This window comes from Pseudomonas sp. Con_6 (assembly GCF_059379395.1).
Map to the genome: position 1 here is coordinate 4066648 of NZ_CM182011.1, position 25381 is coordinate 4092028.

Below are 25381 nucleotides of genomic sequence, written 5' to 3' on the forward strand. Positions count from 1 at the left end.
CGACCGTGAACCATTCGTCAGTCAATAGCGAGCGCGCACTGATCCTGGCCCCTGCGCCGATCAGTGGCGCGACCCTGAGCCTGCTGGACCAGGCCGGGGTCAGCGCCTTCGCCACCCAGAGTCTGGCGGAACTGGCCGACGCGCTGGACCACGGTGCCGGCCTGGCTATCATCGCCCACACCTGCCTTGGCGGCTTCGAGGATTCTCTGCTGAAGAACTACCTCGGCAGCCAACCCCCCTGGTCAGACTTGCCGGTGGTGATCCTCGGTGATGGCGAGCAATCCATCAGCAGCAGCCCGGACCTGTGCCTGGCCTTGGGTAATCTGTTCATCCTGCCCTGCCCCTTTCCAGAACAAGACCTGCTCCACCTGGCCCATTCCTCCCTGCGCGCCCGCCGCCGCCAGTACTACAGCTGCCAGCAAGGCCTGGAACTGGCCAGCCTGCAACAGCAGACCGAAGAACGGGTGCGTCACCTGCGCGAAGACGAACAACGCCTGCGTCATGACGAAAAGATGGAAGCCATCGGTCAACTCGCCGGCGGCGTCGCGCACGACTTCAACAACCTGCTCACCGGTATCGGCGGCAGCCTGGAACTGATCCGCCATCGCGCCGGCCAGCAACGCTACGAGGAAATCCCGCGCCTGGTGGACATGGGCCTCAACGCGGTGCAGCGCGCCGCCAGCATCACCCATCGGCTGCTGGCCTTCTCCAGCCGCCAGTCGCTGGACGACCGCCCCGTACAACTGGCGGCCCTGCTGGAGCGCAAGCGTCTCGGCGACCTGCTCGGTCCCGGCATCCGCCTTCAGATGCGCATCGACGAGCAGTTGTGGCCGGCCAGGGCTGATGCCCGGCAATTGCAGGAAGCCCTCGACAACCTGCTGGTGAACGCCCGTGACGCCTTGCCCGACGGCGGTGAGGTACGCATCGAGGCGAGCAACCGACACCTCCCCCGGCCCCTGCCCGAGGCCCATCCGCTGAGCGGCACCGACTTCGTGTGCATCATCATCCGCGACAATGGCTGCGGCATGGCGCAGAACATCGTCGACCGCGCCTTCGACCCCTTCTTCACTACCAAGCCTCTCGGCCAGGGCACAGGTCTGGGCCTGTCGATGGTGTATGGCTTCAGCCGCCAGTCCCATGGCCATGTCAGCCTGCACAGCCGGGTCGGCCAGGGCACCGAGGTGGAACTGCTGCTGCCCCGGCATCCGCCAGAGGACCCGCGCAGCCCGGTGGCCGCCGGCAGCCCGGCGCGGGATACCCATGCCAGCAGCATCCTCATCGTCGAATCCAACAGTACGGTGCGCCAGTTGGTACGGGACAACCTCATGGAACAGGGTTACCCGTGCCAGGATGTCGCCGATGCCAATACGGCCCTGGCGTTGCTGCGCTCTGAGCGCCCCTACGACCTGCTGATCTGTAACGTCGGCCTGCCGGGCATGAGCGGCCGCCAGGTGGCGGAGATCGCGCGCAAGCGGCGCAGCGGCCTGCGGGTTCTGTTCATCACCGGCTACGCCGAACAGGCATCCGCGCAACTGGGCCGCCTCGACCCCGGCATGCAGGTGCTGAACAAGCCGTTCAGCTTCGAGCAGTTGAAGGAGCGCGTAGCGGGCATGCTGGCTGGCGAGGGCCCGGCATGAGCCAGATCGAGTTGAGCGAAGTGGCAATCGTCACGTCACTGCGGGTTCTGACGGTCAACGTACACAAGGGCTTCAGCCCGTTGAACCGGCGCTACGTGCTGCCGGAACTGCGTGAGGCCGTGCGCAGCCATCACGCCGACCTGGTGTTTCTCCAGGAGGTGCTGGGCAGCCATAGCCGCCACGCCGAACGCTATCCCGGCTGGTCGCCACTGCCGCAGTACGAGTTCCTCGCCGACAGCCTGTGGCCGGTGTTCGCCTATGGACGCAACGCGGTGTATCCGGAGGGCGAGCACGGCAATGCACTGTTGTCGAAGTTTCCCATCCTCGAGCACCGCAACCTCGATGTCAGCGTCCATGGCAGCGAACAGCGCGGCTTGCTGCATGCGGTGCTGGCGCTGCCCGGTGACCGCCAGGTGCACACCGTGTGCGTGCACCTGGGCCTGGACGAACGCCAGCGCCGCCAGCAACTGACTCTGCTCTGCCACCTGCTCGACGAGCTGCCGGCCGACGCGCCGGTGGTGATCGCGGGCGACTTCAACGACTGGCGCCAGCGCGCCGACGCCCTCCTCGCCAGCCGCGGCCTGTTCGAGGTGTTCAGCCAGACCCATGGCGCACCGGCACGCAGTTTCCCGGCGCGCTGGCCGCTGCTACGCCTGGACCGTATCTACCTGCGTAACGCCCGGGCCCGCGAGCCCCGGGTGATGGCGCGCAAACCCTGGTCGCATCTGTCCGATCACCTGCCACTCTGTGTCGAGGTCCTGCTATGAACACCGAATGGCGCGCGGAAAACGAAGTGCAACTGCTGATCAACGGCGAGGGCTACTACCCGCCGGCGTTCGAGGCCATCCGCCAGGCCCGGGAAGAAGTGCTGCTGGAAACCTTCATCATCTATGAGGACAAGGTCGGCCTGGCGCTGCAGAAGGCCCTGATCGAGGCGGCCCGACGCGGTGTGCGCGTGCAGGTCTTGGTGGACGGTTACGGCACTGCCGAGCTCAGTCACGAGTACCTGCAGGCCCTGTTCGAGGCCGGCGTGCAGTTGCAGGCTTTCGACCCCAGCCCGATGCGCATGGGCATGCGTACCAACCTGTTCCGTCGCCTGCACCGCAAGATCCTGGTGATCGATGGTGTCATCGGTTTCATTGGCGGGATCAACTATTCTGCCGACCACCTTGGCGACTTCGGTCCGCAGGCCAAACAGGACTACGCCGTGCAAGTGCGGGGGCCGATCGTCGACGACCTGCGCCGGGCCACCCTGACGCTGCTCGACAGCCATGCCCGGGTCGCCCCGCGCAGCCGCGCCTGGTGGCGCCGCGCGCCGGTGCTCGAGCCTGACAGCGAGCAGGCGGCGATGCGCCTGTTCATCCGCGACAACAACGACCATCCCACGGATATCGAGCAGCAGTACCTGCGAGCGATCGTCAGCGCTCACGAACGCATCATCATCGCCAATGCCTATTTCTTCCCCGGTTACCGCCTGCTGCGTGCCCTGCGCAATGCCGCGCGGCGCGGCGTCGAGGTGACCCTGATCCTGCAGGGCATGCCAGACATGCCGTGGGTGCGCCTGTGCTCACGGCTGCTCTACAACTACCTGCTGCGTGACGGCGTGAACATTCATGAGTACTGCGAACGGCCCCTGCACGGCAAGGTGGCGCTGGTAGACCGCGAATGGACCACCGTGGGCTCCAGCAATCTCGACCCATTGAGCCTGTCGCTGAACCTGGAGGCGAACCTGGTGATCCGCGACGCGGCCTTCAACCAGCGCCTCCACGAACACCTGGAAGAGTTGTGCCGCAAACGCTGCAAGCGGGTGACCCTGCAACGCATCCTGCGCGGCTACTGGTGGCGGGCGCCGCTGATCTTCCTGACCTTTCACTTCACCCGCTATTTCCCCCGCCTGTTTGGCACCCTGCCGGCACACAAGCCGCGCCTGAAACCTTTGTATCGTGGCGAGGAAGTGGTACCGGAGCGCCCGTCATGAACCGCCCGCTATGGAAGCGTGTACGCCAGGCGCTGACCATCCTGTTCTTCATCCTGGTTCCGACACTGCTGTTCATGCTGTTGCGCAACCAGGACTGGGGCGAGGTCTGGCATGCCCTGCACGCCTATCGACCGAGCCTGCTGCTCACCGCGCTGACGCTGGCGGCCTGCAGCTTCGCCCTGTTCAGTAGCTACGACCTGCTCGGTCGGCGCTATACCGGGCATCACCTGCCGGCCAAACGGGTCCTGCCGCTGGCATTCGTCTGCTATGCGTTCAACCTCAACCTGAGCGCCTGGGTCGGCGGGGTCGCGCTGCGTTATCGCCTATATTCACGGCTGGGACTGGAGACGGCGACCATCACACGGATTCTCGGCCTCGGCTTGGTGACCAACTGGCTGGGTTACCTGCTGGTGGCCGGCAGCCTGTTCGCCCTGGGCTTTCCAAAGCTGCCGTCGGGACTGGAGATCGGCACAACGGGATTGCGGCTGATCGGCGGCGGCATGCTCGCCGCGGCTATCGCCTACCTGTTGGCCTGCTGCTTCGCCAGCCGCCGCCAATGGCAGGTGCGCGGCCAGGTCATCACCCTGCCAGACTGGCGCCTGGCGACCTTGCAGGCGCTGATGGGCGCTGGAAACTGGTGCCTGATGGGCCTGGTGGTGTTCACCCTGCTGCCGGACAAAGTGGGCTATCCGACGATACTGGCGATCTTGCTGGTGAGCAGCATCGCCGGGGTCATCACCCATATCCCGGCGGGGCTCGGCGTGCTGGAAAGCGTCTTCATCACCCTGCTGCAAGGCCAATACAGCCAAGGCACGCTGCTGGCGGCGCTGATTGGCTACCGTGCAGTGTACTTTCTCCTGCCGTTGCTGGTTGCCTGCGTGGTCTACCTGCTGCTGGAACGCGTGGCCGCTGGTCAGCGCGGACGTGCGTCCCGCTCGGCAGCCTGCGGCAAACCCCGTGGTTGAAGCATCGCGGTGACCTTGTGCACCAGTACATCGAGGCCGAACGGCTTGATGATGATTTCCTCGTCCGGTTCGAGGGCGCCGCTGGCGCTGATCGACTCCTCGGTAAAACCGGTAATGAACAGGATGCGTTGTTCCGGGGCACGGCTGCGCAGGGTCCTGGCCACCTCGACGCCGCTGATGCCGCCGGGCAGGCCGATATCGGATATCACCAGGTCGATGGGACCTGCGCTGTCGTACAACGCCACGCCGCTAGGCGCATCGATCGCCTCCAGGACTTCCAGGCCCAGATCCTGAAGAGCCTCGCGCATCAGCATGCGCAGCACCGGTTCGTCGTCGATCAACAACACCCGCTCATTGCGCAGCTCTACCGGCGCCGTGACAAGCGCCTCGGGTGGCTGCGGCTGAGGTAACGCCGGACCAATGAAACGCGGCAACAGGATCTCGACGCAGGTGCCCCGGCCCTCCTCGGACACCAGGCGAACGCTACCGCGGGACTGACGCACGAAGCCATAGACCATGGACAGACCCAGGCCGCTGCCTTCCTGCGGGGCCTTGGTGGTGAAGAACGGATCGAAGGCGCGTTCGATCACCGACCGCGACATGCCCTCGCCATTGTCTTCGACCCGCAGGCAGCAGTAATCACCAGGCGGCAGGTCGATGCCAGGCAACTCGCTGTAGTGGCGCTCGTTGCAGGTGCTGATCTTCAGGCGTCCGCGGCGGTTCATGGCGTCACGGGCATTGGCGCAGAGGCTGATCAGGGCGCTTTCCATCTGGCTGATGTCCACCTCGACCAGCCAGGGCTGCGGATCGATCTGCAGTTGCAGGTCGATGTCCGGCCCGATGGCCTGGTGGATCAGCGGCTCGATACCCGTCAGCAGTTCGTTCAGGTCGGCCGGGCGCGGCGACAACGGTTGCCGACGGGCAAAGGCAAGCATGCGCTGGGTCAGGTCGGCGGCGCGCCCGGTGGCCTGGCGCGCCGCCAGCAGGTATTTGTCGAGCTGCTCGATGCGCCCTTGCGCCAGACGGCGCTCGAGCATTTCCAGGCTGGCGCCGATTTCCGCGAGGAGGTTGTTGAAGTCGTGAGCGATGCCGCCGGTCAACTGACCCACGGCATCCATCTTGTGGCCATGGCGCAAGAGTTCTTCAGCCTGACGCAGGGCCTCCGTGCGCTCGTGGTCCTGGGTGATGTCATGGCCCAACAGGGTGACGAAATCAGTGCCGGGCATGGCGCTCAGGGTGAAGCGCCGGTAATGCCCGTCGACATGGCGCAAGCGCCCCTCACCCGTCGCCAGGCTACCGTCGAGAATACGCCGGACCTCGACGCCATCGTCCGGGTGCAGCACCCCGAGCAGCGACTGGCCGCGGAGGTCGTCGTGCCAACCGAGCAACTGCCGGCTGGCCGGGTTGAAGGTGCGCAGTTTGAGATCATCCTGAACCACCACCATCAGGTCGCTGGACTGCTCCCACAGGTGATGGTGGTCGGCCGTGCGTTCCTGCACCTGGCGTTCGAACGAGCAGGCCAGCTCACGCCATTGCCGCTCGGATTCAACGTTGCTGGTGGTTTCCAGCACGGTCGCGAGGAAACCGGCGACCTTGCCGCTTTCGTCGCGCACAGGGCTGAAGGAGAAAGTGAAATAGACCTGTTCGAGCATGCCGTTGCGGCTGGTCACCAGCGGGAAGTTTTCGAGAAATACCGCCTCACCGTCCATGACCCGGAACACCAGCGCGCCCAGTTCAGCCCAGACATCGCTCCACACGTCGTGGAACGGCCGCCCCAACGGTGCCGGCTTGGTACCGAGGATCGGCACGAAGGCATCGTTGTACAGCATCAGCATGTCGCTGCCCCAGACCAGGCAGCCCGGGAAACGCGAGGCCAGCACCAGGTCCACCGCGATGCGCAGGGAATTGGGCCAGCGGTGCAAAGGCCCGAGCGACGTCTTGCCCCAATCGTGCTGGCGGACCGCTTCGCTCATCCCGCCCAGTTGGACTGGCCGGGGTGGAACATGAATGATGTGCATCGCGCGCTTCCTTGACTGCCGTCAGCAGTCGGACTCCTGTCCTATGTCTTCGTTCCAGAGGGCGGGTCGCTCGCGGATAAATCGGCTCATCAAATCGATGCACTGCGCATCCTGCAACACCGTGACGCGCACTCCGCGTTCACGCAACAGGGCTTCCTCGCCCATGAATGTCTGGTTTTCTCCGACCACCACCTCCCGGATGCCATACAGCAGGATCGCCCCACTGCACATGGCACAAGGCGACAGGGTGGTGTACAGGGTGGCTTCGGCATAGACCCGGGCGTCCTGACGACCGGCACGCTCGAAGGCGTCCATCTCGCCGTGCAGGACCACGCTGCCCTGCTGCACCCGACGGTTGTGGCCACGGCCGATGATGCGCCCGTCATGCACGATCACCGAGCCGATGGGAATGCCCCCTTCTTCCAGGCCCTGGCGGGCCTCGTCGATGGCGGCCTGCATGAACTGCGACTGCTGCGTTGCATCGACCATGTCGATCTCCTTGAAGACAGGAATCATTACAGAACGCTAGCACATAGCCATAGGCCGTGCGGCCTTTTCCCGTGGGTCTATGCTGTACAGGTTGAAAAACCCTCCGTGCACCTCTTCCAGAGGATCACCGCAATGAGCAAGCAAGTTCTCGTGGTGCTGACCAACACGGCCAAATACCCGCCCCTCAAACGCGCCACGGGGCTGTGGCTGGGGGAAGCGGTGCATTTTGCCGACGTACTGCAGCAGGCCGGTTATCGCGTCGACTACCTCAGCCCCGCCGGCGGCTACGTGCCCATCGACCCGCACAGCCTGAGCATGGCGCAGGACATCGACTGGCAGTGGTACAACGACAAGGCCTTCATGAATCGCCTCGGCACCACCCTGGCCCCGGGCCAGGTCCGCGCCCGAGACTACCAGGCGATCTACTACGCGGGTGGGCATGGGGTGCTCTGGGATTTCCCGGACAACCATGACCTGCAGGATATCGCCAGGCAGATCTGGGAAAACGGCGGCGTGGTGGCTTCGGTTTGTCACGGCGCGGTCGGCCTTCTGAACATCAAGCTCAGTGACAACTCGCTACTGCTTCGCGACCGCGAAGTGACCGGGTTTTCCAATATCGAGGAACAGCTGGCAGAACTGGACAAGGTCGTTCCCTTCCTGACCGAAACCGAGCTGGCCGCCCGTGGCGGTCTGTATCGCAAGGCCGAGGACCCGTGGGAAGCCTTCGCCCTGGCTGACCAGAAAGAAGGTCGTCTGGTCACCGGGCAGAATCCGGCCTCTGGCGCGGCGGTGGGCCGCCTGGTGGTGGCAGCGCTGAATGGCCGTGGGCCGGCGGCATGACGAAACGAAGAATCCGACACACCATGTCAGCCGCTCGTACAGGAAGCGGGTATTGCCCTCACTTATGCTGACCGGCTTCGGTCCGGCCTTCTTCGGCCGGGCCCTGCCTCCCCTCATAGGTGAAACATGCCCCCTCGTACTTCTCATTCCGGCCACGCAGTGCTCACCCTGTTGACCTTCTTGCTGATCGGCGTGGCACCCGTCGCCTTCGGCCTGCTGGTGATGACCTGGCAGGTGAACAAGCAGCTCGACGAATCCTCCATGGTGGCACTGCGCGAAGCCCGCCAGGGCGTCGACGATGTGATCGATGCGCTGCACCGTGCCAGCAACAAGGTGCTCAACCTCGCCGAATACGACTGTGACAAGGCCCTGCCCGCGCTGTACAGCGAGGTGGTGGCCAATCCAGAGCTGCGCTCCCTGACACTGGTGCGCGAGAATCGCGCCTATTGCAGCACGCTGCGCGGCGAATCCGACCTGCTGGTGATGCCCGGTGACTACTTCAACCACCGCCTGCGCCTGGAACCGGGCAATGACAACACCCCGGACTCGGCCATTCTCTATTACCGTCTGCAGGAGTATCCCTATGGCGTGCTGGCGGTCGCGGACGGCAAGATCCTGCAGCGGGTTCTGCAAGGCACCCGCACCCCGGACAATGTGCGCCTGCAGTTCGGGCCGACACTGATCGGCGCCAGTGGCGAGGTGCAGGACAGCGCGGTGCTGCTCGATGCCCACACCTACCTGAGTCAGGTCTCGCCCGTGTATGGCTATACCCTGCATGTCACCTATCCTCCGGGATACGCCGCTGCGCAACTGTTCGACAACAGCCTGGTGATCGCCCCATCGCTGCTGCTGGTGGGCATCATGACCGCGGCCGGCAGCTATTGGGCGATGTACCGGCGGCGGCGAGCCATCGGACGACCGGTCTGAAACGAAAAAAGCCAGCATTCGCTGGCTTTTTTCGTGCTGGGTGCAGCAACCGATCACTCGGTGGCCAATACGCCCCGGCGGACCTGGTCACGCTCGATCGACTCGAACAGGGCCTTGAAGTTGCCCTCGCCGAAGCCATCGTCGCCCTTGCGCTGGATGAACTCGAAGAACACCGGGCCCATCAGGGTTTCCGAGAAGATCTGCAGCAGCAGGCGCTTGTCGTCCGGGTTGGACGAGCCGTCCAGGAGGATGCCGCGGGACTGCAACTCGGCGGTCGGCTCGCCGTGGTTCGGCAGGCGACCTTCGAGCATCTCGTAGTAGGTTTCCGGCGGTGCGGTCATGAAACGCATGCCCATGTTTTTCAGCGCGTCCCAGCTCTTGAGCAGGTCGTCGGTGAGGAAGGCTACGTGCTGGATGCCCTCGCCGTTGAACTGCATCAGGAACTCTTCGATCTGTCCGGCGCCCTTGGACGATTCCTCGTTCAGCGGGATGCGGATCATGCCGTCCGGAGCGGTCATGGCCTTGGAGGTCAGGCCGGTGTACTCGCCCTTGATGTCGAAGTAGCGAATCTCGCGGAAGTTGAACAGCTTCTCGTAGAAGCCGGCCCAGTAGGCCATACGCCCGCGATAGACGTTGTGGGTCAGGTGGTCGATGATCTTCAGGCCGGCACCGGCGGGGTTGCGGTCGACGCCTTCGATCCAGTTGAAGTCGATGTCATAGATCGAGCTGCCTTCCTCGAAACGGTCGATCAGGTATAGCGGCGCACCGCCGATGCCCTTGATCGCCGGCAGGCGCAGCTCCATCGGACCGGTCTCGATTTCCACCGGCTGCGCGCCCAGTTCCAAGGCACGGGCATAAGCTTCGTGGGCGTTGCGTACGCGGAAGGCCATGCCACAGACGGACGGGCCGTGCTCGGCGGCGAAGTAGGAGGCGACGCTTTTCGGCTCGTTGTTCAGGATCAGGTTGATCCCGCCCTGGCGATACAGGTGGACGTCCTTGGAACGGTGGGTCGCGACCTTGGTGAAACCCATGATCTGGAAGATCGGTTCCAGGGTACCGGGGGTTGGCGAAGCGAACTCGATGAATTCAAAGCCCATCAGGCCCATCGGGTTGTCGAAGAGATCTGCCATGTTCGTATTCCTCATCATCAAAACGGTGCAATAACGGTCGGTTACCAGGCGGTCGATGCGAGTGAACGAGGGGGTGCGCAGGAAATGCCCCGGGTACTGCGGGCAAGATAGTCACCAAGAATCAGTTTGAATCCATGACACTTCATAGAGGACCCATTTCTGGCGGGCTTGATTCCCCACGGGTTGGGAAACCTTATTGTTGTATGCGTAACGCGATTCTACAGAGCGTAAATCGATTTGTCGCCTGTCACATCAATTTGTAGGAGTGTGATTGTCCTGCATTGCCGGACGCCCAGCCGCTATGCTGTGCGGAAACGCTTCCGGACGGACCCGCCATGCCCCTGCACAAAACCCGAAACCGCCGCCGCGCCCTGCGTCGCCTGCTGCCCTGGCTGGTGGGTGCCCTGCCGGTTCTGGGCGGCCTGGCGATCATGCACTGGCAGGCCCAGCGCGAACTCGATGCCCGCGCCCTCAACAGCGCCCGACAGACCGTCGCGCACCTCGATCAGGTGCTGGACAATATCGCCGGCGCCGCCAAGGCCCTCCTCCCCCTGGCCGACAAACCCTGCGCCGAGGTCACCCTGGCCCTGCGCGAGCAGGTGACCCGCCGTCCCTTCGTGCGCTCCACCAACCTGACCCACGGCAACCACCTGTACTGTAGTTCGTTGTTCGGCGATTTCAGCGAAGCGGTCGATCCCGCCGATTACACCGACGGCAGCCTGTGGCTGATGGACGGCAACTCGGTCACCCCCGGCCATCCGCTGCTGGTCTACCGTGCCAGCGACGGCGACAAGGGTGCCATCGCCACCGTCGACGGCACCCACCTGGTCAGTGCCCTGCGCCTGATCGCCCCGGACATCGACCTGCGCCTGCAAGTCGGACCGCATTGGCTCGACCCGCAAGGCAAGGTCAACGATGCGCCGGTGCCCGGCTATGCCGTCGCCAATCAGGTACTGCCGTCGAGCCACTACGCCTTCTCCGTGCACGCCGGCTTCGCCGCCGGCCAGGTCTGGCGTCTGATGCGCGGCGAATATCCGGCATTTTTCGGCCTCCTGCTGTTCCTCGGTGCCGCCGCCGGCGCCGCCTGCTACTGGCAACTGCGCCGCGCCTCGTCGCCACGCACCGAGCTACAGCGGGCACTGGACGCTGACGAGTTCGTGCCCTATTTCCAGCCGGTGGTGCGCCATGGCGACTACCGCTGGTCCGGGGCCGAGGTGCTGATGCGTTGGCATCATCCCCGGGAAGGCCTGGTGCGCCCCGACCTGTTCATTCCGTTCGCCGAGCACAGCGGGCAGATCGTGCCGATGACCCGGCGCCTGATGGAAAAGCTGGCGAGCGACCTGGCCCCCTACGCCGAGATGTTCGAGGATGGCTTCCACCTGGGCGTCAACATCACCGCCGCACACTGCCAGGACCTGAGCCTGTGCGACGACTGCCAGGCCCTGCTCGCCGCCTTCCCGCCGGGACGCCTCAAGCTGACCCTGGAACTCACCGAGCGCACCCCGATCGTCCCCAGCGCCACTACCGACACCCTGTTCGAACGCCTGCACGGGATGGGCGTGCTGCTGGCCATCGACGATTTTGGCACCGGCCAGTCGAGTCTGAGCTACCTGCGCCAGTTCAAGGTGGACTACCTGAAGATCGACCAGAGCTTCGTCGCCATGATCGGCGTCGATGCCCTGTCGCTGCACATCCTCGACAGCATTATCGAACTGTCGGCCAAGCTCGGCCTGGGCATGGTCGCGGAAGGGGTGGAGACCGAGGAGCAACGCGACTACCTGGCCCGCTTCGGTGTCGACTACCAGCAAGGCTACCTGTTCGGCCGTCCCATGCCCCTGAGCGACTTCGTCAAGGCCCTGGCCGAACAACCGAGGGCCGTCGAGGTTGCCCAACCGACGGTGCCCCTGAGATCATGAGCGGGCAAACCTTCCCCCGCTTTACTGTTGTTCGAGGCCCCCTTGTCCAGAGGCATTGCTTTATCGGTGATGGCATCCTGCCTTTTCGCCGTGATGTACTACTACACCTCCCTCCTCGCCCCACTCAATGGCGAGGAAATCTTCGGCTGGCGCATGCTCCTGACCTTGCCGTGCGCCACGCTGTTCATGATCGTCACCCGAGACTGGTCCCTGGTGACCGGCCTGCTGCAGCGGGTGCGGCAAACGCCTGCGCTGTTCCTCGGCCTGTGCGCGACATCTGCCTTGGTGGGCGTGCAGTTGTGGCTGTTTCTCTGGGCACCGCTGCAAGGACGCAGCCTGGAAGTGTCGCTGGGCTATTTCCTGCTCCCGCTGACCATGGTCCTGACCGGTCGTCTGGTCTACGGCGAACGCCTGTCACGCCTGCAGAAGGTCGCGGTTGCCCTGGCTGCCACCGGTGTCGGCCACGAGTTGTACCAGCACGGCAGCTTCGCCTGGGAGGTGCTGGTGGTAGCGGGTGGCTATCCGGTGTATTTCGTCTTGCGCAAACGCCTGCGCACCGACCACCTGGGCGGCCTGTGGACCGACATGCTGCTGATGTCACCGGCAGCCCTGTATTTCGTGGTCAGCGGACCGCTCAACGCCAATGACCTGGCCACCCATCCACAGCTCTACGGGCTGATTCCGCTGCTGGGGGCGATCAGTGCATTGGCGTTGATCAGTTACCTGCTGGCGAGCCGGCTACTGGCGTTCAGCTTGTTCGGGCTGCTCAGTTATGTGGAGCCGGTACTGCTGGTGATGGTGGCACTGGTCCTGGGCGAAAGCATCGCCCGGGACCAGTGGCTGACCTACCTGCCGATCTGGCTGGCGGTCCTGGTACTGGTCATCGAAGGCATCACGCACTTGCTGCGTCAGCGTCGACCGGCTGTCTGAGCCGGACTTGCCGCACGCGGCGCTCCTCAACCGCGACCACGGTCATCGACCAGCCTTCCCAACTGAGCTGGTCGCCGACCATCGGCAGGCGGTCCAGCAAGCTCATCACCAGCCCGGCGAGGGTCTGGTAATCGTCGGTAGGCTTGGCGGCAAAGCCCGTCTGCGCCTGGATCTGGCGCAGGTTCAGGGCACCGCTGACCAGGTAGCCATCCTGCTCGACGACGATACCAGGGCCTTCCACTTCGCTGGCGTCAGGCAGCTCGCCGGCGATCGATTCGAGGATGTCGGTCATGGTCAGCACACCGGTGAAGTCACCGAACTCGTTGACCACGAAGGCAATGTGCGTCGACTCGGCACGCATCTGCTCCAGGGCGTTGAGAATGCTGAAGCTCTCCAGCAGGTTCAACGGCGCCCGCATCAGTTGCTCCAGGTCCGGTTCGGCGCCGGCCAGCAGCTCCTTGAGCAATTCCTTCTTGTGCACATAGCCCAGCGGTTCCTCGATACGGCCATCGCGGATCAGCGGCAGGCGTGAATACGAGGAGTTGACCAGCGCCTCGCGGATCGCCTCCGGTGACTGCGCCAGGTCGATGGCATCGATTTCGGCACGCACCGTCATCACCGTCCTGATCGGCCGTTCGGCCAGGTTCAGCACACCGCTGATCATCACCCGCTCGCGGCGGTCGAACAGCACTTGCTCGCTGCCCTCGCCCACCAGATCGGCGATTTCCTCGCCCACCTCGTCGGCTTCCACCCGGCGCCCGCCCAACAGGCGCAGCACGGCGTGGGCGGTGCGCTCGCGCAGCGGCCGGTGTTGCTGCAGGCTGCGCTTGCGGCGGTGGCGGGCCAGTTGGTTGAAGACCTCGATCAGCAGCGAGAAACCGATCGCCGCGTACAGGTAGCCCTTCGGAATATGGAAGCCCAGGCCCTCGGCGGTGAGGCTGAATCCGATCATCATCAGGAAGCCCAGGCACAGCATGATCACCGTCGGGTGGGCGTTGACGAAGCGGGTCAGCGGCTTGCTGGCGACGATCATGATGCCGATGGAGAAGATCACCGCGATCATCATGATCGACAACTCTTCCACCATGCCCACGGCGGTGATTACCGCGTCGAGGGAGAACACCGCGTCGAGCACGACGATCTGCATGACGATGGGCCAGAACGCCGAATGGCGCACCGGGCCTCCGGCCTGCACCGCATGGCCTTCGAGGCGCTCGTGCAGTTCCATGGTGGCCTTGAACAGCAGGAACACACCACCGAACAGCATGATCAGGTCGCGTCCCGAGAACGACTTGCCGAACACCTCGAACAGCGGCGCGGTGAGGGTCACCATCCACGAGATCGAGGCCAGCAGGCCCAGGCGCATGATCAACGCCAGCGACAGGCCGATCACCCGCGCGCGGTCACGCTGGTGGGGCGGCAGCTTGTCGGCAAGGATGGCGATGAAGACGAGGTTGTCGATGCCCAGGACCAGTTCCAGGACAATCAGCGTGGCCAGTCCCAGCCACGCGGTGGGATCGGCTAGCCATTCCATGGATGGGCACTCATGCAGGAAACGTCACGGGGACGGGAAAGGAAGACAGGCCATGAAGGCCTGGTACTGGGGGGCTCCGAGGAGAAGGAAGTCATATCAACCTGAGATCAAAAAGGGACGTTGATCCTACAGTTGTAGCGACGTTTTACTACACAGGGAAAGTATTTCAATGTGTAAGACCACGCTTCTTCATGATCAGTGATGGCCTCATCGCTGGCAAGCCAGCTCCCACAGGGTTGTGGGAGCTGGCTTGCCAGCGATGAGGCCATCAGCTACGAAGCAGAATCAACGATTCCAGTTGTCCTCGCTGGCCTGCAAGGCATTGGCAATGGTCTGCACCTTGTCGTCCGCCAGTTGTTGCGGCAGCGGATCGGCACCGGTGCTGACGAACACCTGGGAGTAGGCATTGCGCATTTCGGCGTAGGACAGGTCGCGCTTGAGCTGGGTTTGCAGGTTGTTCAGCTCGCCCTGGATCAGCTCCAGCTCACCGATGTTGTTGGTCTTGAAGCGATTGCGCAGCTGATCGGCGATCTGGCCGTCGAGGCTGGCCATTTCTTCGCTGGTCTTGAACTGGCGGCTGGCTTCCTCGAAGTTGGCCCGGGCCACGTACAGCTGGGCCATGACCGCCACGGACATCGCCTGGCGACGTGCATCGGCAACGCTTTCTCCGGCCTTGGCGACCTTGATCGCGGTCGGCGCGGAGATCACGTTGAACAGGTTCCAGGTGACCTTCAGGCCGTAGTCAGCCCAGCTCTGGTTGGTCAGGAAGGAGTTGCTGTCGTAGTGACCGCCGGCGGAGAACTCCAGGCCCGGGAGCATGCGCAGCATGGCCTTGCGGGTTTCGGTAGCGCTGATGCGCGACTGGTAGTCCTGCTCGCGCAGTTCCGGGCGGCTGGCCAGGGCCTGCTGCTCCAGCTTGGCGAAGTCGACGTGCAACTCCGGCACCGCGTAGTTGTTGTCCAGCGCCAGGGTATACGGCTTGTCCATCGGCTGGTTGATCAGCGCGGCCAGTTCGGTCTTGGCCAGGGTCAGCGCACGGCGCTGTTCTTCCAACTGGCGGGTGGCTTCGATCAGGGCGCGCTGGTAGCTAAGGGCCTGGACCGGGTTGCCGATGCGCTGGGCGCTCATGAGCTGGCTGTTGATGCGGGCCTGGTTGATGCGCCCCATCAGGGTGTCGATCTGGCTCAGCAGACGCTCCGCCGCCACCGCACGCCAGTAGGCCGAACGCACGTCCTGGGTGATGGTGTGGATGACCTTGCGCTTGCGCTCCTGGAGGATGTAGCGCTGGTCGGACTGCTGCTTGGCGCCCAGGTAGCTGACACCGAAGTCCAGCACGTTCCAGACCATGGTCAGGTCGGCCACTTCGCGATCACGGTCCTGGGAGGTCGAAGGTTCGAGGGACTGGGTACCGGTACGGATGCTTTGGCTGCTGGAGGCGCTGACGTTATTGCGACCGGCATAGCCTGCGGAAAGCGCCATGCGCGGCAGCATGTCGAACTGGGCCAGGTCCAGCTGGCGCTGGCCCAAGGCCTCTTCCATCACCTTCAGGCGGGCTTCGAGGTTATATTTGACCGCGCGAGCCATGGCCTGGTGCAAGGTCAGGGGCCCGGTGAGAGGTTCCTGGTCCTTGTAGATCTGCGCCATGTCGGCACGGGCACGCTCCTCGCTGGCACTGCGCTCGATCGGGTCGGTCTTGACGGCACAGCCGCCGATGGCCAATGCCAACAGACTGGCGGCAAACAGTTTGTGTTTTTTATTCATCCTTGGGCCGCCCCCTGGTACGGCTCGATTCTCGAAAGTTGTGCTGTTTTTCATGCCCGTTGTCCGATCTCTGCCGGTTTTGCCAGGGCCTTGGCCAACTCGCGCACATGGCGCTGGTCGGCTTCGTTGATTTGTTGGAGTTGCTGGCCAAAGGTCGGTACACCGAACACCCCACGCAGCCCCTGGTTGAGGTCGCTCTGTTTCCACTGGCTGCCACTGAACACGTTCATCTCGGTGACGCCCGGTACCTCGCGACCAAAGATGGTGGCGAAGGTGCTGCCGCCGAAGATCCCACCGTTGCCGCCGCCGAAGCCGAGGAAGCCCTGGCCGTCACCGCCACCCAGGCCGGTGTCGCTGCTGCCGAAGACCTGGGCGATGAAGCTCGGCGCACTGCCGGCCTGGCCGAGGAAGATGGTACCCAGCGGCTTCAGGTCGCCGCCCACGGTACGCACTTCGAACAGCGAGCCCGGGGCCAGCGGCGAGATGCTTTGGTTAATGACGGGCCCCGGCACCTGCGGCTGGATCACCGAAGATTGCGGAGCATTCGAGGTATCCGGTGGGTTGATGCGGTATTCCAGATCGCCGACGTCCTGGGTTCGCTGGGTCTGGGCAACACTGGCCAGGGACTGCACCATCAGGTTGCCGGCGCCATCCCGGATGCCGCTGCCCAGCGCGTTGAGTCTCAGGGACAAGGTGCCCTGCCCGCGCAGGTCGCCGACCACGATGCGGTAGGTCTGCGCATCGATACGCTGCACCGACTGCACCACGCCGCTGGCGCTGGAAGTGCCCAACACGCTGAAGTCAGTGGCATCGACACCACTGACCGCTTCGTCGAAGGTCAGGGTGAAACTCAGGCTGCGGTCGGTCGGCAGGACCGGGCCGTCCACCACGATGCTGCTTGGCTGCGGTGCGCGGGCATCGACGAGGATGCCATTGGTGCCGCCGACGTTGTTCAGGCTGGTCTGCGCATCGTTGCCATTGGCATCACGGATCGAACCGCCATTGAGGTCGATGGTCGAGCCGACGCTGAAGGTGGTGTTACCGGACATGCCGCTGACGACATTGAGACGGAAGGTCAGCGCGGTACCGGCCGTGTTGCTGGACAGGTAGTCGGCATAGAACACACGACCGTTGTCCAGGGTGATGGCCAGGCGCGGGTTACCGTTGCCGCTATCCACCAGCACCGCTTCGTCGGTGTTGACGGTGAAGTCCAGGGTGCTGCCGGCGGTATAGGTGCCGCTGGCCGGCACGGTCACGCTGGTCACCGTCGGCGCGATGCGGTCGATGGTGTAGGCGTCGCCTTCCAGGCCGCCGGTGATCGGGTTGCCCGCCGCATCGGCGATACCCGTGTTGCTGGCGTTCAGGTCCAGGCGCACGTTACCGGCGCCGGACAGGTTGTCCACCAGCACCTGGTAGGTGCGTCCGTCGATACGGGTCACCGAGGCGATGCGACCACTGGCGCTACCGGTGAAGGCCAGGACGAAGTCGGCGCTGTCCACGCCGGTCACCGACTCATCGAAGGTCACGGTGTAGCGCAGGCTGGTGGCGTTGGTCGGGGTGACGTCGACACGGACGATATCGCGGATCTGCGGCGCCGCGGTGTCCACCACCACGCCGCTGGCAGTGCCCGGGGCGTTGAGCTGCAGGTTCATGTTGTTGCCGGCGGCGTCGCGCACGGTCGCACCGTTCAGGTCGATGCTGCCCGGCAGGCCGATCCCGGCGGCGTTGTTGCCGGCCTCGATGGTGTACTGGAACACCAGCGCCGAAGTGCCGCTGCCCGAGACGTAGGTGGCGTAGCGGGTCAGGCCACCGATGTTCAGGGCCAGGCGCGGCGTACCGTTGACGTTGACCACCTCGCTGGCATTGACCGTGAAGGTCAGCACGTCGCCCGCGTTATAGGCACCGTTTGCCGGCAGGGTGAGCTGGGAAACCACCGGAGCCACGGCGTCGACATTGATACCCGAGGTATCGCCGACGTTGTTCAGGGCCAGGTTGGCATCGTTGCCGATCGCATCGCGCAGGGTCGCGCCGTTGAGCTGGATGGCGCTGCCCAGCTGAATACCGTCGCTATCCAGTTGCCCGGTGACCACGGTCAGGCGGAACACCAGGGCGTTGCCACCAGCGCCGGACAGGTAAGTGGCGTAGGCCTTCTCGCCATTGGCCAGGGTCACTTCGAGGCGCGGCGAACCAGCACTGGTATCCAGTTGCACCGATTCGTCGAGATGCACGGTGAAGTCGAGGTTCTGCCCGGCCACATAGGTGCCGTTGTTCGGCACATCGACACCGGTCACGCTCGGCGCGACGCGGTCGATGTTGTAGCTCGAACCGGTCAGGCCGCCGCTCAGGGCGTTGCCGGCGGCATCGGCAATGCCGGTGCCGCTGGCATTGAGGTTGAGCTGCACGGTGCCGACGCCAGTCAGGTTGTTGACCAGCACGGTGTAGGTGCGGCCATCGACGCGGGTGACGCTGGCAATGCTGCCACCGGCCGAGCCGCCGAGGGCCAGGGCGAAGTCATTGACGTCGACCCCGCTCACGTCCTCGCTGAAGGTCACGGTGAAGCTGGCCGAGCTGCTGTTGGTCGGGCTGGCGCCGACACGCACGATATTGCTCGCGGTCGGGGCACTGGTGTCGACCAGCACACCCGGCAGGTTGCCGTTGCCCAGGGTCGGATCGATATCGTTGCCGGCCAGGTCGGTCAGCTGTTCGCCACGCAGGTCCAGGCTGCTGACGGCAATGCCGTTGGCATCGTTGTCGCCGGCCTGTACCACGTACTGGAACACCAGGGTGTCGCTGCCACTGCCGGACAGGTAGGTGGCGTAGCGAGTGACGCCACCGACATCCAGCGCCAGGCGCGGCGCCAGGCTGCCGATCTGCACGGCCTCGCTGGCATTGACGGTGAAGGTCAGCACGTCGCCGGCCTTGTAGCTGCCGTCAACCGGTGGAGTCACGCTGACCACGCTTGGCGCGATGCCGTCGACATTGACGCCCGTCGTGCTGGCCACGCTGTTCAGGGTGGTCACGGTAGCGTTGCCGGCCAGGTCGGTGATCGCCCCGCCGTTGGTATCGATGCTGCTGCCCAGGGTGATGCCGTTGCTGTCCAGCTGGCCACTGGCGACCACCATGCGGAACACCAGGGCGCTACTGCCGCTGCCGGAAACGTACTCGGCATACACGGTGCCGCCGGTGTCCAGGGTCACGGCGATGCGTGGCACGCCGGTGGTGGTGTCGACCGTCATCGCTTCGCTGAAGTTGACGGTGAAGTCCAGGCCCTGGCCGGTGATGTAGGTGCCATCGACCGGAGCGGAGACACTGCCCACCACCGGCACTACGCCGTCGACCACGATATTGCTGCGCCCGCCGAGCGAGTCGGAACCGCCCACGGTCGGCAGGGTCAGGACCGCCAGGTCGCTGGTGTTGTTGCTGATCACCGCGCCGTTCAACTGCAGCGCCGCCGTGCTCTGGAAGTCCAGGTCGGCGCTGATATCGCCGGCCTGCACGGTGTACTTGAACACCAGGGTGTTGGTACCGGTGCCGCTGACATACACCGCGTTGCGGTCCACCAGGCCGGTTTCCAGCAGCAAGGTCGGGCTGCCACTGCTCAGGTCGACGTTGACCACCTGGTCCCAGGTCATGCTGATCAGCACTTCGTCGCCGATCTTCACGGTGCGGTCCAGGCCTTGGGCCGAGACGTTGGTGACCTTCGGGTTCACCGGAATGACGTTGATCGAGATGGTGTCGACGTCGGATTTGGCACCACCGGTACCGGAGTTGCCGTTGTCGTTGGTCTCGATGGTGATGCTGGCCGCGCCGAGGTAGTTGGTCGTCGGCCTGAAGGTCAGGCTCTGCAACGCCGCGTTGAGATTGGTGCGGTTGCCCTCGAAGATCATGACGATATTGTTCAGGCCGGTGCCGCTGACCATATTGATGCCGCTGAGGTTGCCCAGGGTGAGCGTGCCGTTGACGGCAGTCAGAGTCACGGTAATCAGGCCGTTGCCAGCGTCCACGTCGCTGATCGAGATGGCGTTGCCGTTGCCGGTGTTGAACGCCAGCGGGATGTTCTGCGACGCCGTCTGCGAACCCGGCACGTTGTTGACCGGTGCATCGTTAACCGCCGTTACGTTGAGGGTCACGGTCTTGGTGTCGGTCTGCTCGCCACCGCTGCCGCTGAATCCGCCGTCGCTGATGCTCACCGTCAGGGTCACGCTGGCGGTGGCGTCCTGGGCGGTCTTGAAGGTCAGGCCGTTGGCGGCGATGAAGAAGTTGATATCAGCCATGCTGCCGGTCAGGGTCAACAGGCCGGTACCGGAGCCGCCGACGGTAACGCCCATGCCAGTAGTCGCGCTCAGGGTGCCGCTTGGCACCGAGAAGGTCGCGGTCACACTGTTGATGCCAGCATCGACGTCGGTGAAGCTGATACCGGTGATCACGCTGGACACGTCTTCGGTCACGGTGATGGACGGCGGCACGGTGGCCACCGGCGCATCGTTCACCGCCTGGACCTGCAGGGTCATGGTAGTGGTGGCATCGGACACGCTGGTGGTGTTGACGTTGATGGTCAGGGTCACATCACCGCTTGCGTTGGCCGCCGAGGTGTAGACCAGACGGTTGTTGGCGATGAACTGGTTGATGTTGGCCAGGGTGCCGCTCAGGGTCAGCGCCGTCGCGGTGCCGCCCACGGTCACGCCGCCGGCACCCGTGGCGCTAAGGGTGCCAGTGCCGACCGAGAAGGTCACGATGCCCAGGGTCGAGTCGACGTCGCTGAAGCTGATCGAACCGAGCGCCGTCGGGACGTCCTCGTCGATCGACTGCGAGACCGGAGCGCTGATGGTCGGCGAATCGTTGACCGCGACGATGGTGACGTCGCGAGTGACCGCGATGGAGGCCAGGCCGCCACCATCGGTGACCTGGAACTGTATGGTACGGCTCGTGGTGTTCGGGGTGTCCGAGGAGTTGCCGTAGGTCACGGCGCGCATTGCGGCCTGGAACTCCGCGGCGGTCGCCAGATTGCCGGCAGACGTCAAGGTCAGGATGCCGGTGCCGGCACTCCAGGTGCCGACGATATTGCCCATGCTCAGGCCGTCGTTGACGAAGGCCAGGCTGTCCTGGGAGCTGTAGTAGGTCAGCAGGCGCACGGTGGCGCTGAGCGGGTTCGGGCCGTCCGGGTCGGACACGGTCACCCCGGAATCCACCACGATGCGGTCGGACGGGGCGTTGTTGGCTTCGGTCCAGACAGCCGCAGTGCCGGTCAGCGTCACTACCGGACGATCGTTGACTGCAGTGACTACCACGGTGGCCGTGTCGGTCTGGGTGGAATAGGCCGAGGAACCACCGGAGGTGGTGGTATCGGTCTTGGTGCCCTGCAAGCCGAAGGTGGCGTTGGTCTGGTCCCAGGCCTTGTAGGTGATGGTCGCGGTTTCACCGTGGATGCCGTCCGGCACGAAACGCACCATGTTCTGCGCGGTGAGGATCAGCGCGGTCGTGACGGAAACGCTACCGATGTCGCTCCAGGTGCTGCCGGCGTTGGTGCTGTACTGCCATTTGCCGTAGGTCGAAGTCAGGCCGGTGATCGCCATGCCCTTCAGTGCGCCGGTGTCAACGTCGGTCGCGCCGCCCAGCAGGTCACTGACCAGGGTGCCGGCGCTAGTGGTGGAGGTGTCGGTGAGTCCGGGCAGGGTCGGAGCCACGCCGGTCATCACCGGCGCATCGTTCACCGAAGTGACCACCTGGTTGACGGTGCCGGTGCCAATGGAGAACGCGGTGGTGCCGCCGTTGCTGGTGGTGTCGGCCAGGCCGCGGATGCCGTTGAAGGAGGCGGTGCCGGTGGTCTGGTCCCAGCCACGGAAGCTCAGGGTGGCGGTCTCGCCGTTAGCACCATCCGGGACGTAGCGGATATAGGTGGTCGAGGCGAGCAACAGCGAGCTGGTACTGGAAACGGCACCGAAGTCGGTCCAGTTGCTGTTGTCGGTGGAGTACTGCCAGGTGCCGCTGCCGGTCTTGGCGATGATCGCGACACCGCGCAGGGCGCCGACATCGGGGTCGATCATGGTGTGGTTGGCCAGTACGGTCGAGATCCGTACGCCAGTGGCCGTGGTGTCTTCGTTGATGGTCGCGAAGTTGTAGGGCCCGCCGGCGAGGACCGGCGCATCGTTGATGCCGACCACGGTCACGGTGCTGAAAATACCCACGGCGGCGGTAGGCTGGCCACCATCGGTGGTCCCGCCATTGTCGCTCACCGTGCTCAGGGTCACGACCCGGTTGACCGTGGTCGGGCTCTCGCTGTCGTTGCGGTAGGACATGCTGTTGAGCACGGTCTGCGCCGTCGCCGTGGACAGGCCAGCAGCTTTGTCCAGGGTAACGGTGGCCGTGCCGGCGACCACCGACACACTGACGCTGATGCCATTGTTCGAGGTCGTCACCGAAGTGCCCTGGACAAGGGTCACGTCGGTGCCGTCGATGACCAGCTTCTCCGCCGCGCCGTTGGCGATGCCACTGACAGTGAAGATCATCTGCTTCACCAACTGCCCGGCCTCGACGGTATTGATGGTCGCGCCGCTGAACAACTGCACCGCCGAGGTGTTCTCGGTGTAGGTCGGGTTGGTCGCGGTGATGTTGACCACCGGCGCATCGTTGACCGGACGGATCTCGATGCCGATCGTGGAAACGCTGCTGGTACCGCCGGTACCATCATCCATGCTCACCGACACGGTCCGCGGCGTGGCCGAAGGTTCGGTGGAGTTGGAGTTGCGGTAGGCCAGGTTCTGTACCAGGGCCGAGACGGTGGTCGGGTTGGCATTGCCGTTGAAAGTGATCACCAAGGGGTTGCCGTTGCTGCCGCCGGTGAAAGTGCCGATCTCCAGGCTGTTGAACATGATCGAGGCGCCGGACACGGTAATCAGGTTGGCCCCGGCCCCCTGGTCGCGGATGAACAACACGTCTTCACCGCTGGCCAGGCCCGTGGTGATCTGCACGGTCATCTTGCCGCCGCTGAAGTTGGCCGAGTCGGCATCGGTAACGGTGGCGTTGCTGCCGTTATCGAGCAGCACATAGGTGGCGTCTTCGACGTAGGTGACGGCGTCTCCATTGAGGTTGCCGATCACCGGCGAGGCGATGGTGGAGGTGACGAAGTTCAGCGTGGTGTTGTTCTGGATACCACGGTAGATCACGCCGTCGGCGTCGACGAAGGTCTTGGTGTCGATGCGAATGGCGTAGGCCACGCCCTGGGCCAGGTCGGCGGGCGGGTCGATGGTCCAGGTGGTGCCAGAGCCGGTCACGGCGCTGCTGTTGACACTGATGGTCTGAACGACCTGGTTATCCGAGGTGCGCACGATGTAAATGTTGCCGGCGCCCTTGCTCACGCTTTCGCTGAAGGTCAGCACGATGTTGGCCGTGGGCGAAACGTTGTTGCTGTTGTCGGCAGGCGTGGCGCTGACCAGCTTGGGTGGCGCGCCGCTCATCAGGTAGGTACTGCCCACGCCAGTGGCCACCGCACCGAACACGTCGTAGTCGCCGTCGCCATCGAAGTCGCCAAGGCGATAGTTCTGCCGGGAATAGTTGAGCATGGTCAGGCCGGCGAACGGCGAATCGCTCTGGGCCAGCTCGACGAAAGTGCCGTTGTCGTTGCGGAAATACCGCCATGCCGTGCCATCGGCGCCGTTCTGGAAGAACATGTCGGCATCGCCATCGCCATCGAAATCGCCCAGCAGCAGCTTCTGCGAGTTGGGCAGCGCCGGCAGGTTGGTCAACGAGGCGGTCTGGTCGCTGAAGGTCCCGCCATCGTTACGGTAGAACTTGCCGGTGGAGGCGTTCAGGCCTGCGTAGATGTCGAGGTCGCCGTCACCGTCGAAGTCCACCACCCGGTAGCCGAACACGTTGTTCTCGAGGAGGGAGAGGCCGGCGAACGGCGACGCGCTCTGGTCCATCTCGGTGAAACTGCCGCTGCCATTGTTCAGCGCGTACTTCCAGGCCGAGCCGGTGCTGCCGACCTGGAACAGGATGTCGGTGGCGCCATCGCCGTTGAAGTCACCCACGATCAGTCGCTGGCCGTTGGTGCTACCGGTAAATCCGGTCAGTCCCTGGGACAAGGCCGTGAACGTGCCGTCGTTGTTGTTGCGGTAAAAGGTGTGGGTAGCGCTGGACGGCGCAGCGTAGAGCACGTCGTCGTCGCCATCGCCATCGAAGTCGCCAACGTAATACAGGTTGCCGGAGGTGGCATTGTCGGCCAACGTCAAGCCGGCGAAAGGCGATGAGCCCTGGGCATAGATAGTGAAAGTGCCGTTGACGTTGCCAGCGGCGAAGCGCCAAAGATTGTCGCTGGACTGGTACAGGATGTCGTCGCGACCGTCATTGTTGAAATCGCCGACCACCAGGCGGTTGATATAGGTCAGCGATCCCGGCGACGGCGAGCTCGCATCGGTGCCGCCGGTGAAGGCCGCGACCATCAGGCCCTGGTAGCCGCTCAGTTGCGCCCCGAGGGATGCGGTCTCGATACTGCCGCTGGTGCGTTCCAGGACCCAGTTGCCGCCCTGGGCAGTGCCGCCGGTGTCGTCGCTGGACGCAGCCACGTCGGCGCCGGTGATGCTGGCCAGTTCATCGATGAAAGACTGGCCCTTGTCGCCCTCGCCTACGCGGCAACCGTAAAGCATCAGGTCGCCGTCGGCCTTGAGTGCAGCGCCGATGCTTTCCAGGGCGGCGCGGTGCTCGGCAAGATTGGCCTCGCTCAGCCAGACGGTACCGGCCTGCACGGTACCGTCGGCACCGTGGGACAGCAGTTGAATGGCGTCCAGGCCTTCGCGGCCCTTCAGGTAGTCAGCCATCTGCTGCAAGCCGTCCTTGGACGGGTCCAGCACCACGACTTCGGCATTGGCCGAGAGCCCGGAAAGCAGGTCCTGGACATTGTTCAACTGACCATCGACGAACACCACTTCATGGCGTTGCTGGGTCGTAGCCTGGGACGTGTCGGCCGTGGCTGGCGCCTGGCTGGCCTGGTCCTGGGTGGAGGTGCTGTCCTTGGCCGGCTCGGCAGTGGCCTGAGCGGCTTCCTGGGCGACCACGCCCACGGACGCATCGAACATGATTCGTGGCTCGAGTGCCATCAGCATCGGCGCGGCGCCGGGATCGGCGGGGGCCGTTTGCGGAGCCGGTTTACGCGAGAATCGTTCGATGAATTTCATGCTGCACCTCCTGGTGGCACCGCCCTGACCGCTTCGGTCAGGACGGCGAAAAAAGTAGCGGTGTCACCAGGACACCGCCGGTTGCT

14 protein-coding genes are annotated in these 25381 nt (G+C 64.4%); 8 read left to right on the forward strand and 6 right to left on the reverse strand.

Annotation, left to right across the window (positions count from 1 at the left end; all coding sequences use genetic code 11):
• The first annotated feature begins 5 nt into the window (after positions 1–5).
• From AC5QPF_RS17995 to AC5QPF_RS18010, 4 genes are read left to right on the forward strand one after another with little or no spacing between them, the layout of a single operon-like run.
• Positions 6–1637: an ATP-binding protein gene (locus AC5QPF_RS17995; RefSeq protein ID WP_494959184.1), complete on the forward strand. Its 1632-nt coding sequence runs from the start codon at positions 6–8 to the stop codon at positions 1635–1637.
• Entirely contained in the window at positions 1634–2404 is a 771-nt protein-coding gene (locus AC5QPF_RS18000; RefSeq protein WP_494959185.1) for an endonuclease/exonuclease/phosphatase family protein, read from the forward strand. The genes AC5QPF_RS17995 and AC5QPF_RS18000 overlap by 4 nt, the downstream gene beginning before the upstream one ends.
• Entirely contained in the window at positions 2401–3615 is a 1215-nt protein-coding gene (clsB, locus tag AC5QPF_RS18005) for a cardiolipin synthase ClsB (RefSeq protein WP_494959186.1), read from the forward strand. Before AC5QPF_RS18000 ends, clsB begins: the two co-directional genes overlap by 4 nt.
• Complete coding sequence (locus AC5QPF_RS18010) at positions 3612–4580, forward strand: lysylphosphatidylglycerol synthase domain-containing protein (RefSeq protein WP_494959187.1); 969 nt, start codon at positions 3612–3614, stop codon at positions 4578–4580. Before clsB ends, AC5QPF_RS18010 begins: the two co-directional genes overlap by 4 nt.
• On the opposite strand, the gene AC5QPF_RS18015 is transcribed toward AC5QPF_RS18010, so the two are convergent.
• A complete protein-coding gene (locus tag AC5QPF_RS18015) occupies positions 4529–6598 on the reverse strand; it encodes an ATP-binding protein (protein ID WP_494959188.1) in 2070 nt (689 codons plus the stop codon). The two genes, AC5QPF_RS18010 and AC5QPF_RS18015, sit on opposite strands and share 52 nt — an antisense overlap.
• Before the next feature lie 21 nt (positions 6599–6619).
• Complete coding sequence (locus AC5QPF_RS18020) at positions 6620–7087, reverse strand: deaminase (protein WP_494959189.1); 468 nt, start codon at positions 7085–7087, stop codon at positions 6620–6622.
• A 132-nt stretch (positions 7088–7219) separates the two neighbouring features.
• On the opposite strand from AC5QPF_RS18020, the gene AC5QPF_RS18025 reads away from it, so the two are divergent.
• Both AC5QPF_RS18025 and AC5QPF_RS18030 read left to right on the forward strand, forming a co-directional pair.
• Positions 7220–7927, forward strand: a complete 708-nt coding sequence (locus AC5QPF_RS18025) for a DJ-1/PfpI family protein (RefSeq protein ID WP_494959190.1) — start codon at positions 7220–7222, stop codon at positions 7925–7927.
• 126 nt (positions 7928–8053) lie between these two features.
• Entirely contained in the window at positions 8054–8854 is an 801-nt protein-coding gene (locus AC5QPF_RS18030; RefSeq protein ID WP_494959191.1) for a CSS-motif domain-containing protein, read from the forward strand.
• Between the two features lie 53 nt (positions 8855–8907).
• Here the strand turns inward: AC5QPF_RS18030 and hppD are convergent, their stop codons facing one another.
• Positions 8908–9984 (reverse strand): 4-hydroxyphenylpyruvate dioxygenase, encoded by a 1077-nt coding sequence (gene hppD, locus AC5QPF_RS18035; RefSeq protein ID WP_494959192.1) that lies wholly within the window; start codon positions 9982–9984, stop codon positions 8908–8910.
• Between the two features lie 335 nt (positions 9985–10319).
• On the opposite strand from hppD, the gene AC5QPF_RS18040 reads away from it, so the two are divergent.
• Together AC5QPF_RS18040 and rarD are read left to right on the forward strand one after the other, a co-directional pair.
• On the forward strand, positions 10320–11900 hold the full coding sequence (locus tag AC5QPF_RS18040; protein WP_494959193.1) for an EAL domain-containing protein: 1581 nt from the start codon (positions 10320–10322) through the stop codon (positions 11898–11900).
• A 42-nt stretch (positions 11901–11942) separates the two neighbouring features.
• Positions 11943–12830, forward strand: a complete 888-nt coding sequence (gene rarD / locus AC5QPF_RS18045) for an EamA family transporter RarD (protein ID WP_494959194.1) — start codon at positions 11943–11945, stop codon at positions 12828–12830.
• Here rarD and AC5QPF_RS18050 read toward each other — a convergent pair.
• The 3 genes from AC5QPF_RS18050 to AC5QPF_RS18060 form a co-directional block, all read right to left on the reverse strand.
• Positions 12793–14364, reverse strand: a complete 1572-nt coding sequence (locus tag AC5QPF_RS18050; RefSeq protein WP_494959195.1) for a TerC family protein — start codon at positions 14362–14364, stop codon at positions 12793–12795. The two genes, rarD and AC5QPF_RS18050, sit on opposite strands and share 38 nt — an antisense overlap.
• Positions 14365–14649: 285 nt before the next feature.
• Positions 14650–16125 carry a TolC family protein gene (locus AC5QPF_RS18055; protein ID WP_494959196.1) on the reverse strand — a complete coding sequence of 492 codons (1476 nt, stop codon included), beginning with the start codon at positions 16123–16125 and terminating at the stop codon, positions 14650–14652.
• 50 nt (positions 16126–16175) lie between these two features.
• Complete coding sequence (locus AC5QPF_RS18060) at positions 16176–25295, reverse strand: DUF4347 domain-containing protein (protein ID WP_494959197.1); 9120 nt, start codon at positions 25293–25295, stop codon at positions 16176–16178.
• Between the last annotated feature and the right edge of the window lie 86 nt (positions 25296–25381).